Annotated in this window: 7 protein-coding genes; 2 read left to right on the top strand and 5 right to left on the bottom strand. The window is 72.7% G+C overall.

Going from position 1 to position 12225, the window contains the following annotated elements; genetic code table 11:
• The first annotated feature begins 110 nt into the window (after positions 1-110).
• On the top strand, positions 111-1451 hold the full coding sequence (locus H8B08_RS16560) for a S41 family peptidase (RefSeq protein WP_187451299.1): 1341 nt from the start codon (positions 111-113) through the stop codon (positions 1449-1451).
• Positions 1448-2194, top strand: a complete 747-nt coding sequence (locus H8B08_RS16555) for a GNAT family N-acetyltransferase (protein WP_187451298.1) — start codon at positions 1448-1450, stop codon at positions 2192-2194. Before H8B08_RS16560 ends, H8B08_RS16555 begins: the two co-directional genes overlap by 4 nt.
• On the opposite strand, the gene H8B08_RS16550 is transcribed toward H8B08_RS16555, so the two are convergent.
• The 5 genes from H8B08_RS16550 to H8B08_RS16530 all read right to left on the bottom strand — a co-directional run bounded on the left by H8B08_RS16550 (position 2153) and on the right by H8B08_RS16530 (position 12161).
• Complete coding sequence (locus H8B08_RS16550) at positions 2153-2899, bottom strand: hypothetical protein (RefSeq protein WP_187451297.1); 747 nt, start codon at positions 2897-2899, stop codon at positions 2153-2155. The genes H8B08_RS16555 and H8B08_RS16550 overlap by 42 nt on opposite strands.
• Complete coding sequence (locus H8B08_RS16545; RefSeq protein WP_187451296.1) at positions 2896-3816, bottom strand: ABC transporter ATP-binding protein; 921 nt, start codon at positions 3814-3816, stop codon at positions 2896-2898. The genes H8B08_RS16550 and H8B08_RS16545 overlap by 4 nt, the downstream gene beginning before the upstream one ends.
• Positions 3817-3851: 35 nt before the next feature.
• Positions 3852-4244 (bottom strand): GntR family transcriptional regulator, encoded by a 393-nt coding sequence (locus tag H8B08_RS16540; protein WP_187451295.1) that lies wholly within the window; start codon positions 4242-4244, stop codon positions 3852-3854.
• Between the two features lie 84 nt (positions 4245-4328).
• On the bottom strand, positions 4329-8546 hold the full coding sequence (locus H8B08_RS16535; protein WP_187451294.1) for a hypothetical protein: 4218 nt from the start codon (positions 8544-8546) through the stop codon (positions 4329-4331).
• A gap of 12 nt (positions 8547-8558) precedes the next feature.
• Positions 8559-12161: a hypothetical protein gene (locus H8B08_RS16530; RefSeq protein ID WP_187451293.1), complete on the bottom strand. Its 3603-nt coding sequence runs from the start codon at positions 12159-12161 to the stop codon at positions 8559-8561.
• Between the last annotated feature and the right edge of the window lie 64 nt (positions 12162-12225).

Genomic DNA, 12225 nt, shown 5'->3' with positions numbered 1-12225 from the left:
AAACTGATGCCTATTATTTCAACAAGCCGCTGCGCTGGCAATCTCGTCGCGCTCGGAGCCGTGGGGCGATCTTGCAGGCGCATCTCTTCAAACGACTGGGTTTGGCGCTCTTGGCCGCGGCCCTCGCCGGCAGCGCTGCCGCAGCGGAGGAGGCGCCGATCTCGCCCGCCGACCTGCGGGCCGACCTGCGGCTGGCGGTCGAGACCATCGAGCAGAACCATCCGGACCTGGCCCATTCCGTCAGCAAGGCCGAGCTGGAGCGCGCCGCGCGGCGGATCGAGCGCCAGCTGGACCGTCCGATGACCCGAACGGAAGCCTGGTCCGCCCTGGCGCAGCTCAACCCCGTGCTGGCGGGCGGGCATCTCTTCATCGGCCTGCCCGACTGGCGCCAGGAAAGCGCACGTACCCTCGCCGAAGGGGGCGCCTTCTTCCCGTTCGAGGTCAGCATCGACGCTCACGGCGCCGTGCGGATCGCTTCGGCCCTGGGCGGCGGCCCGACGCCGTACGCGGGCCGGCGCATCCGGCGCATCGACGGACGCGACGCCGGCCAGGTGGTGCGGACCTTGTCAGCGCGCGTGCACGGCGATACCCCGGCCTTCCGGTCCGCCCTGCTGGCCCAGCGCTGGTGGCTCTATTACGCGAAGCTGTACGGCGCGCCGGCCGCGTTCGAGTTGGACCTGGCCGGCGGCGGCCACCTGCGCGTCGCCGCCAGCCGCGAGAGGCCCGCCCTGCTGCAGGACGAGGCCAGCTTCGAGCGCACCTTTCGTTGCGAAGTGGGCCCGCGGGGCGCCGTCCTGACCGCCGGTTCGTTCGCCTGGCCCGACAAGGCGCGGTATCTGGCCTTCACCCAGGACTGCTTCGCGCGGATCGCCGCCGCGGGCGCGGACCGGCTGGTCGTCGACCTCCGCCGCAACGGGGGCGGGGACGACGACTACTGGCGTGAGGGCTTGCTCCTATACATCGCCGGCCGGCCCTACCGGCACGGCTCGCACTATATCAAGCGGGTGCTGCAGCCCCGCGCGCCGGGCGAGGTCGCCGGCCAGTTGGTCTCGGGCGAGATCGAGTCCGAGACGCCGCCGCAGCCGGCCGAGGCGCTGCGCTTCAAGGGGCAGGTCTACGTGCTGGTCGGGCCGCAGACCTATTCGTCCGCCGTGCTGTTCAGCAACGTGGTGCAGGACTACGGCTTCGGCCGGGTGGCCGGGGTCGGCGGCGCGGTCCGCACCCGCCAGTCCGGCGCGGTCCAGAGCCTGCGCCTGTCCAAGACCGGCCTGGTGCTGTTCTATCCCCGCTTCGTGCTCGACCGGCCCTCGGGCGCGGCCAGGCCCGCCTACGTCGAGCCCGACCTGCCGATCGCCGACGACCCGCTCGATCAGCGCGCCGCGGTCGATGTCCTGCTGAAGCGAACCGCAAGCGTGACGGGAGGGCCGCGAGCGCCTATCTCCGGCGCATGACCGCCGCCCATCCGCTCGACCGCTGCGCCTGGTCCGCCCTGACCGGGCGCCACGCCCACCTCGCCGTCGTCGAAGGCGGCGCGCGCCGCTACGACCCCGCCTACGGCGTGTTCGCGGCCCTGGGCGACGCCTCCGACGCCAGCCTGGCCGCGCTGGGCGCGCTGGTGGCGGCCAACGGCGACGTTGCCCTGCTGCAGCCCGAAGCGCCGCCGCAGGCGCCGGGCGTGGCCGTGGCTTCCCAGGAGTTGGGGGTGCAGATGACGTCCGAACGGCTGACCGAGGGGCCGGCCGTGGACTTCGAGATGATCCCGCTCGGCGACACGGACGCGGCCGAAATGCTGGCGCTCGCGACGCTCACCCAGCCGGGCCCGTTCTTCGAGCGGACCCACCAACTGGGCGACTTCTTCGGCGTGCGGCTGGACGGCCGGCTGGTGGCCATGGCCGGGGAGCGGATGAAGCCGGACGGCTTCACCGAGGTGAGCGGGGTCTGCACCCATCCCGACCACCGCGGGCGCGGCTACGCCGGCGCGCTGATGCGGCTGGTGGCGGGAAAGATCCTCGCGCGTGGCGAGACGCCGTTCCTGCACGCCTACGCGAGTAACACCGGCGCGATCGCGCTGTACGAGACCCTGGGCTTCACCCTGCGCCGCGAGGTGCTGATGACCCGCCTGACGCGGGCGAGGCCTCGGACGGCCCCGCGCCTAACCTTCGCGGTGCCGCGAGGCCGCGAGCCAGACGGCTAGCAGGCCCAGGCTCGTCCAGGCCGCGGTCGCGGCCGCCCACCAGGCCAGGTTCGGCAGGACGAAGCCGAACGGGGCGAGCAGCACCCGGGCGGGCGGCAGGTCGGCGTCCAGGACCTCGATCAGGACGCAGGCGGCCAGGAACCCGCCGGCGATCCACCACAGCGGTCGCTTCAATCCGACCACCAGGGCGGAGACGACGAGATAGCCGATCGTCGCGATGGTGAAGGGCGCGGCCAAGCCCCAGGCCGGCTCGGTCCAGCGCACGGCCGTGATGCGCCCGTGCGCGTCGGCGATCGTGCCCGTGGCGGTCGCGACGAGCTCTCCGCCGGTCCCGAGCGCCAGGCCCGCCAGCCAGGCGACCACGAGCCCCACGGCCAGCATCAGCCAGACCCAGCCGGCGGCGACCTTGGCCAGCACGTGGGTGCGGCGTTCGACCGGCAGGGTCCACAGCCATGCGCCGGCGAACAGCTTCTCGCCGCGCCAGACCGCGAACGGCAGCAGGAAGCCGAGGGCGCCGATCAGCAGGCGCGCCTCGTCCGGAAAATCGAGGGGCTGGCCGGCGCCCAGAGCAGTGGAGGCGCCGACGCCGGTGACGAGCGCGAGCACGGCGGCCAGCAGGGCGGCGCCCGGCCGCAAGGACAGGCCGACGGCGCGCACCTGTTCGGAAAGGACCGCGACGAGCGGCGTGGGACGGGGACGGCTCATGACGCCTCCTTGGCGCGCAGCAGGGCGAGAACGGAGTCTTCAAAGGGCAAGCGGGCGACGTCGCGCACGGCGCCGCCCGACGCGGCGATCCGGGCGACAACCTCGCCCTCCTCGCCCCAGACGGTCCAGCGGAGCTCGCGACCGACGCCGGCGCGCCGGTCGATCACGCCGGACAGGTCCTCGGGGCCCACCCAGCCGTCGGGTCCCTCGGCGCGATAGACACGCAGCATGCGTTCCAGGCGTTCGCGCGGGGCCTGGGCGACCAGCCGGCCGCCGCGCAGCACGCCGAGATGGTCGGCCAGGCCGTCGACCTCGTGCGGCAGGTGAGTGGAGATCAGGACGCTGCCGCCGGTGTCGGCCAAGTGTTCGGACAAGAGGCCCAGGGCCTCGTCGCGCGCCGCCGGGTCCAGGCCGTCGGTGGGCTCGTCCAGCAGCAGCAGCGACGGCCGGTGGGCGAGGGCCAGCACCAGCTGCAGCCGTCGGACCTGACCCTTGGACAGAGCGCCGACGCGCCGCTCGGGCCGCACGTCCAGCGCTCGCGACAGCCGCCCGGCGTAGTCGCGGTCCCAGGTCGCGTAATAGGCCGCGTGATGCTGGAGCAGGCGACCGACCCGCATCCAGCCGTAGGCGCCCCCCGCCCCTTCCGGCACGTAGCCCGTCCGCGCCCGCACCTCCGGACCGGACGTGCGCGGGTCCAGGCCCAGGACCGTGGCCCGCCCCGCGTCGGGCCGCGCCAGGCCGAGCAGGCTGCGGATCAGCGTGCTCTTGCCGGCCCCGTTCGGACCGGCCAGCACGTAGACCGCGCCTTCCGGGATCTGCAGATCGACGCCGTTCAGCGCCGGCTCGCGGGCGTAGCGCTTAGTCAGGCCTTGGGTGGCGACCGCGAAGGGACCCTCGCCCAGCGAGGTGGGGAGCATGCTCTGTCTCCGAGAAAGAATGGGGGCGACGATCATCAGGCGTCCGCCGTCGAGGGCTGGGCCTGGCCGGCCGCGAGCGTGCGCACCGCCTCGACCAGGTCCTCGGCGCTGAGGCCGTGCCGGTGGGCGTCGAGCAGGGCGCGCTCGGCCACGGCGCGGGCCAGACGCTGACGCTCGGCCCCCGCCGCGCCGCGCTCGCCCACGAAGGTGCCCTGGCCCCGGCGGACGTAGACCACGCCTTCACGTTCGAGCTCGCGATACGCTTGGGCGACGGTGTTGGGATTGAGCCGCAGGTCCGAAGCGAGCTGGCGCACGGACGGCAGCGGGTCCTCGGGCCGCAGCGCGCCCACCACCAGGGCGCGTCGCACCTCGTCCATGATCTGGACATAGATCGGCCGGGCGTCGGCCGGGTTGATGGAGATCCGCAAAGGTCGGGTCCGAGCTAGTGAACTAGTTGACTAGTACACCGATGCGGCATGTGGACGCGCCTGTCAAGCCGCGTCCCCTGGGGGCTAGATCTCCACCGTCTCCACGAACACGATCCGCTCGGCGATCTCCGAGGATTTCGGCGCCGAGATCGTCGGCGGGTCGTCCGGCGTGGTGCGATAGACCTCGGACTCGGTGATCAGGAGCCGCCGGCGCACGCCCGGCTGGGGCAAGGGCGCGGCGACCGTCACCTCCTCGATCAGCGGCGGGATCAGGGCGGCGATCAGCGCCGGGTTGCCGACGATGTCGTCGAACCGGCCTTGGGCCGCCAGCTTGTCGGCCTGAGCGCGGGCCGACTGGGCCGCGGCGCCGGAGACCAGCGCGCCCAGCACGGCGGCGCCGTCCAGCTTCACGCCGTCGGAACCGCCGCTGAGTGGCAGGCCGACCCCGCCGGGGATGGAGGGGGCCAGCGACTTGGAGCCCTCCGGCATCACCCAGTCGACCCAGTCCAGGTCCGGGCAGCCGTCCGGCGGCAGCACCTGCACGCGCACGTCGATCTTGCCGGCCTCCTGCCAGGCGGAGTGCTCCTTCGGCTTGGGCAGCACGCCATAGACCTGCACCTTGAAGGCCTGGGTCGGCGGCACGGTCTTGGGCGCGCCCAGCGCCTCGGTGACCACCGCCAGCCGGTCGGGGGTGAGCTGCTGGAACTCGGCCAGCATGATGTCGGACAGGTGCGCCCCGTCGACCGACACCGGATGATACCGGCCCAGCGCCAGGCGGATGAACGGCAGATAGGCCGTGGACGGCAGGTTCACGACGATGTCGGCGTACCAGAGCTTGCGCTCGTCGTCCCAGCCGACCGCGTGCGGGGCCACGTCCAGCTTCAGCGACGAGCCCTCCAGCGCCCGGTGCGACAGCCCCTGCCGGAACGGCCCCGGCGGCAGGGCCGAGCCCTCCTCGGCCGGCAGCTCGGGCAGGCCGTCGAAGGCGATCGGGGCCTGGTAGCGGGCCAGCGGGAAGGCCGACTTCGCCGGTGCGAACTGGGTCAGCGGCGCCTGCGGCCACAGCGGGTCGCGGCCCCACTGGGTCACCAGCGACTTCAGCCGTCCGTTCAGCTCGCCGGACGGCGTGCCCTCGGTCGCCAGCACCACCCCCAGCATCTCGCCGTAGCCGGAGCTGAACCACGGCCGGTCCAGATAGACCCGCAGGCCGCCGCCGAAACGCATCGACCGCTTTTCGCCGCCCGACTGGGTGCGGCTCCAGCCGAAGGTCGGCACGACGTACAGCACCGAGGGCGGCGCCGGCGGCGCGGCGTTGGGCACCCAGACCTGCTTCGGTTCGGAGCTGACCTTCAGCTCGTCCGGCTTGTCGCGCAGGCCGGCGGGCATGAACTCGCGGTGACGGGTGGTGGCGTCCAGCCGGTAGCTCACCCGGCGATAGCGGGTGTCGGCGAACTTGTGCTCCGGCGGGGCCTTGCGCGCCTCGGCCCGGAAGGTCTGCGGGGTTTCCTTGCGGGTGATGGTGCGGCCCCAGGCGTCGGCGGTCGCCCGCTTGCCCTTGGGACGGGGCTCGCCGGGCGTGTCCTCGACCTCGTTCCACTCGCCGTAGAGGTCCAGCCGGCCGGTGCTCTCGGCGTCCAGCGGCGTGTCGAAGAACAGCCGCGCGTCCAGCTCGCCGAAGCCGCGCTGGGCGGTGTCGAGGTTCTGGATGACCGGCTTGACCAGCGGCCGCTGCACGGCGTGCACCAGCTCGACCGTTCGCCAGGGCGTCAACATCCAGTGGCCGCCGCCCTCCACCAGGGCGTCCAGGGCGTGCTGCTGGGCGGCGGGGAGGCCGGCCGAGGCCACCCGGGCGCGCCACTTCATCATCGACTTGGCGCTGGCCGGCAGCACGCAGGAGACGCGCAGGCGCGCGCGCTGGGCCTTGATCAGGCGCACGCGGAACACCCGCCGGCCAGTCCCCTCGATGGTGAAACCGGCGCCCGGCCCGCCGTCGACCAGCTCGATCTCGAACGGTTTGGCCTTAGGCCAGTCCTTGGCCGCCGCGGCGGTGACCGGCACGGTGTCGCCGTACAGCGGCACGTGGTGGACGACCTTCGGGTCGATCCCGTCGACGCCCAGCACGCGGACGGCCACCGCCACCGCCATCGGATCGGGCAGGAAGGGCAGGACGAACCGCTCGCGCGCGCAGGGCCAGCGCTGGCCGTCGACCTCCAGGTCGATCAGCGGCGAGTCCTGGTTGATCAATGTCGACCACTTGCCGGCGTCGATGCGCCCGTCCGGGCCGTCCAGCACGCCGTGCTGCTCGGCGAAGCGGGCCCCGACGCGCGGCGGCACGACATGGCGGCGGGCGCGCTTGGGCTCGGCCAGGCCTGCGTCCATCGTGCGGATCGCCAGGCGGCCCATGGACTCGCCGTCGCCGGGGACCTGCAGTTCGGAGGTCTTCTCTCCGATGAGGGCCAGGCTCGGCGGCTCGACCGGCTCGTAGCGCAGGTAGGTCTGCGGGTCCGACACCGCCCCGGCCGGCGCGGCCGCGTCGGCGGCCAGCGAGTTGCCGGCCAGGTCGACCAGGCGCACGCGCACCCGGTAGCTGCGCCCGAACCGCAGCGAGGGCAGGGTGCCCGGCTGGGCGGCGAAGGCGACGTCCAGCGGCAGGCCCGAGGGCAGCGGGTCGGCGGCGCCCGAGAAGCTGTTGTCCGACTTCACCCACTTGCCGGGCTCGGGCGCGCACAGGCTCCAGCCGCGCCAGCTGAACAGGCCCTCGTGCACCTTCACCAGGTTGGGATTGGAGCCGTCGGTGGACGAGCCGGCCGCCGCGCGCACCATGCCCTCGTCGGACGGCTTGCCCGGCGCCGGCGCGTCAGGAGAACCGAACGGGATGGGGTCGTGACCGCCCTTGGTGAAGGTGTAGGCGCCGTGGCGGGCGCACAGGCTGCGCCACTGGCCCTTGGTCTCGTCCAGCACGTCGATCCGGTAGCCGCGCACGGCGTCGCCGGCGAAGACGGTCGCCGGCGGCTTGGACGGATCGGACGGCGCCGCGGCGTGGGCCAGGGCGGCCACGTTCAGGGTCTTGGCCTGCACGAAGGCGGCCTGCAGCGACAGGTCCCGCCGGCGATGCGCCAGGGTCAGGCCGCCGGTGCGGATCGACGGCGCGCCCGCCTGCGGCTCGGCCTGCGGATCGCCGGGCAGGATGTCGTCGTCGAAGTCGGCCGGCACGTCGCGCAGCATCGATTCCGCGAACTGGCTGAACTTCAGCCCCGCGCCGTCGACGTCCATCTGCACCAGCCGGTAGGGGCCGGACGCGTCCAGCCGCAGCCAGCGGTCGACGAAGGGCGAGACCTGGCCGGCCGGCAAGGGCGCGCCCTGCAGGAAGAAGCCGGTGTCGGTGTTGCGGGTCATGGACACCGGGCTGATCGGCGCCGGCGGCGCGAAGCCGTCCAGCACCACCTCGGCCACGCTCAGCTTCAGGTTCGCGCCGGCGGCGGCCAAGGCGGCGGGGTCGATCTCGACGTCGATGACGAAGCCGCAGGCCCGCGCCAGATCCGGATACTGGATCAGGGCGGCGGCGATCTGGTGGAAGTCGACCTTGCGGGCCAGGTCCGCCTTGCTCGGCAGGGGCGGGCGCGAGCCCTTGCGATAGCGGGCCGGCTCGTGGACCTCGTCGCCCGGCGGCGGCGTCCAGACCGCCAGCTCCTGCTTGTTCAGCGGCCGGTGGTAGGTGGCCAGCAGGTCCAGCGCCTGGGCCAGCTGGGCGGTCGAGGCGCCCTGTCCGTTCTGGCCGAGCGTGCGGCCGAAGCCCTGGCCCTCGGCCACCATGCGCAGCACGTCCTCGGGCCGGGTACGGCGCTTGGGATTGAAGTCCCGGCTGAACTGGGCGCCGAAGTCGCCGCGCTTGGGCAGCTCGCCCGCGTTGAGCGCCCAGCCGCCGTAGGTCTCGTCCAGCGCCGTGGCCAGATCGGCCAGCGGATAGCTCAGCACCTTCTTCTTCGACCAGTCGGAGAAGACGAAGGGGTTCACCGGCGTCGTATCGCCGAACAGCGCCTCGAACACCGCCTTGTCGGTCTTGGAGACGACCGTGGCCTTCACCGGCGCCGACAGGCCCTCGGCCTTCAGCAGGAAGCCGGCCCCGCCCATGGCGGTCGCCCAGTTTCGCCAGACCTTCCAGCCGTCGTGGCCGCCCAGCGACGGGTCGCTCGCGTCCGACCACAGGCGGGGCGACACCAGGATCGAGGCCTTCAGCTGCTTCGCCTCGCCCAGCCCGTTCGGCAGGACCGTCCAGACCGCTTCGGAGGAGTAGGTGACCATCGTCTAGGCTCCTTACGCGAAGGCGGCGCAATAGCGGGCGTAGTCGTCCGCGGTGGTCAGGTCGGTGATCAGCGGGTCCTTGGAGCCGGCGAACTGCTTCTCGACCGTCACGTCGACGGAGATGGAGAAGAACAGGATCTCGATCTCGACCGTCAGGGTGGCCTGGCCGAACAGCCGCGCCTCGTCGCCGGCCTTCTCGTAGCAAAGGCCCAGGTGGAAGGTCAGCGACACGGTGATCAGGCCCAGCACCGACAGGTGCCCGCCCATCTCGACATAGGCCTCGAGCTCGACCCGCTCCTTGCCGCTCTCGTCCACCCAGTGGAAGTAGAAGCCGCCCTTGACGTAGACCCCGCCCGAGGCGACGCCCAGGTCGACCGAGATCTGCGCCCCGAACTCCAGCGCCGCCTCGACCTCGCGCACGCCGCCGGTGTCCACCCCCAGCGCCACGAAGCCGCCGCCGCCGAACAGCGAGACGGTCAGGTTGAACGGGCTCTCCCGCTCGGCGAAGTTGAAGCGGGCGTTGGGCTTGCCGCCCATGAACGGCAGGTTGAAGGCCGCCCCGATCATCACGTTCTGCAGGGTCAGAACGCCGATGGCGATCGGCGGCAGGGTCAGGCTGTAGCCGGCGTTGATGCCGGCCGGGGTCACCGACAGGCCGACCGGATCGGCGAAGCCGTCCGAGGGGATCATCTCGCGCAGCTTGTTGACGAAGCTGAGCGGCCCGCCGAACTCGACGCCGTGATCCGGGTCGAGGTCCACGTCGACCCTGGGCTTGCGGCCCGGCTCGGCCGAGAAGGCCAGGTTGACGAAGTGGACGATCAGGCAGCCGAACAGGTTGATCCGGAAGTGGGTCAGCGCCCCGTCGACCCGCGTCTCGGCCGGCTTGCCGTTCAGCCAGATCTTGGAGCTGGAGCTCAGGCTGAAGACGTTCTTGCCCTTGATCGGCTTGAAGATCTCGTCGATCGGCGCGGGCGGGTCGAGGTCCTTCTGCTCGAACTCGAACTTGGCTTCGATTCGGTCGGGGAACTGCACCTGCGACAGGCGCGGGATCTCCGTGCCGGTCACCTCCGCCGCCAGGGCCACCAGCTTCAGCACCTTGCTGAGCGGGAAGGCGCCCAGCAGCATGACGTCGTCGGGGATGAAGTCGGCCGGGTTGAACTCGCCCTTCAGGAACTGGGCGGCCGAGCCGACCGCGTCGGCGCCGCCGCTACCGGGATCGCTCTTGCCGCCGACCGCGCCGTATTTCCGCGACAGGGCGCTGGGCGCGAAGTTGGGCGAGATCAGACCGCCCAGCTGCTCGCTGGAGCCCGCGCCCGCCTTGGCCACCAGGTCCAGGAACACCTGGCCGGCGTTCGACCCGCCGAACTGTTCGCGCAGATAGGTCGGGTTGAAGCTGACCGCGCGCGCCCCGACCGCGCCGGTCATGGCCTCGACCGCCCGCAGCTTCACCTCGGCCCCTTCCAGGCCCGGATAGAACAGCGGCGCGGTCGCCGACATGCCCTCGGTGGAGGTCGCCCCCGCGCCGCGGAAGGTGACGCTGGAGGCCGGCATGTGCACGTCCTCGGCCCCGGCCTCGCCCGGCGCCATCTGCACGGTCTGGCCGCCCAGGGTGCGCTTGCGGCGGGTCAGCTGGTTTCCCGCGTTGTAGAAGCCGGCGATCGCCGCGACCTTGGCCGCCTCGGCGTTCAGCTGGTCGGAGACGAACATCATCGGCAGGTCGAAGCCGATCCGCCGCCCGGCCGCGTCCACCGCCGAGATCTTGAAGGCCATGTCGCCGTCGGCCGTGGTCGGCCAGAAGGCCTGACGCACCAGGTCGGGGCTGCCGTAGAAGCTGACGTCCAGCGCGTTGGGCGAGGCGCCCGTCGGCTTGCCCGGCTGGTTCAGGTCGGGGGTGACCTCGGTCAGCACGTCGATCTGCTTGAACGGCAGGTCGTAGCCGCCGAACGCCTGGTTGGCCCCCGGATAGGTGCGGGTCTTCTCGCGCACGATGATGAAGCTGCGCTGGCGCAGCATCGCCACCCGCCCGCCGTCGCTCTGGGTCTCGAAGACCCGCTCGGTCTCCTTGACCAGGGAGGCGGCGTGGCCGGTCGGGAACAGGAAGCCGGCGTAGACCACCCGCACGTAGTAGTCGCGCGCCTGGGCGGTCTTGTGCTTCCAGGCCTCGATGTCGCTGCCCTTGGGCCGGACCTGCCAGGCGCCCTCCGCGTCCAGCCAGCCGCCCAGCGCCGACAGCATCAGCCGCTTGGCGCGCGACGGGCGGGGGGTGAACTTCTTCCCGTCCAGCGTCTTGGCCGTGTAGTCGGCCATGTTGAGGACCAGCATCCGGCGGTCCTGGCCGGTCAGGGCCCAGACCGAATTGATGTCGTCCAGCGGCTTGTCGTAGTCGGGCGACCACAGGGCGCGCACCGGCTGGGCCGCCCGGTCGTCGACGACATGCTGGCCGGGCAGGGGGCTGTCGCGCCGCGCGCCCAGGCGCGAGTGCCACAGCTCGATGCGCCCGCCCCTGTTCACCGGCAGGGTCTGGTGGTCGAAGCCCGCGCCCGGCAGGGGCGACTGCACCAGCCGCCAGGGCAGCTCGATCTGGGTGGTCTTCTCGGCCGGCTTGTGCGGCTTCTGGTCGATGAAGGCGAAGGCCTGGTCGCCGACCGTGGTCATGGCCGAGGCCTCGACCAGCCCGCGTACCGAGGCGGTCTGCTCCGGCGTCAGCTTTGCCCGCACGCCGGTCCCGCCGGAGGTCTTGGTGGCGGCGTCGACCTCGCGCGCGATCAGGGCGTCGATCGCCGCGTCGTCCAGCGGCTTGCCGCCGCGCGCGCCCGCCAGAATGCCCGCGGCCACTTTGGTGCTGGCGGTCTCCAGCGCGGGCTTGAGCTTGTCGCGCGCCCCCACCGGCAGCGAGCCCGCCAGCACGGCGGTGGCCGCGTCCAGCGGCACGGTGAAGCGGCCGGCGCGCACCGCCTCCGGCGGGGCCGGGCGGGCGGCCGGATCCAGCACCAGCGGCCAGGTCCGGCAGGCCTCCAGTATCCCCTCCAGCGTGCAGGGCAGGTCGATCTGCCCCGTCGGCATGCGCACCACCACGCGCGAGCGCCCGGCCAGGCGCGAGGGGGCGGGCGTGGTCGGGAGCGGGGTCTCGTCGCCGGGGGAGGCGTAGGGCGCGCCGGTCTTGTCGACCGCGGTGTTGGAGGCCTGGCCGGAGGTCTTCCAGTAGGCCTGCTCGGCTATGGCCTGGGCCGGGTGGTCGACGATCAGCAGCGCGTCGCCGCCGGAGCGCACCAGCCGCCCGGCCGAGCGCTTCAGGCCGACCGGCTCCACCTCCAGCACGACCATGTCGTCGGGGCGGACCACGAACATCCGGTCGGGCAGCTTGGGCCTGTCGTCGCGCCGGCGGCCGAGATTGCTGAGGTCGATGGTGACCTGCGGCCCGCGCCCGCCGGGAATGGGAGACGGCCGCCGCCCGCCGCCGCCCGGGGGCGTGCGCGAGGGCGTGCGGTTCTGCGCCGCCGCCGAGGTCGCCGCGCCGGCGGCCAGGATGGTCAGCACACGCCTGCGGTTCAGCCGCAACAGGCGCAGGGCTTCGGAGACCGAAGTCGGTTCTCGGGCGTCGTGTTCGTCGGCCATGCTCCCCCCCGGACGCAGACGCGAACGCGGGAGCCGACCGCCGGGCCACTACCGGCGACGAACA

Source organism: Caulobacter sp. 17J80-11, assembly GCF_014349105.1.
GTDB lineage: Bacteria > Pseudomonadota > Alphaproteobacteria > Caulobacterales > Caulobacteraceae > 17J80-11.
Note: the sequence above shows the minus strand (reverse complement) of the source record. Positions and strands in the feature narration are given on the sequence as shown.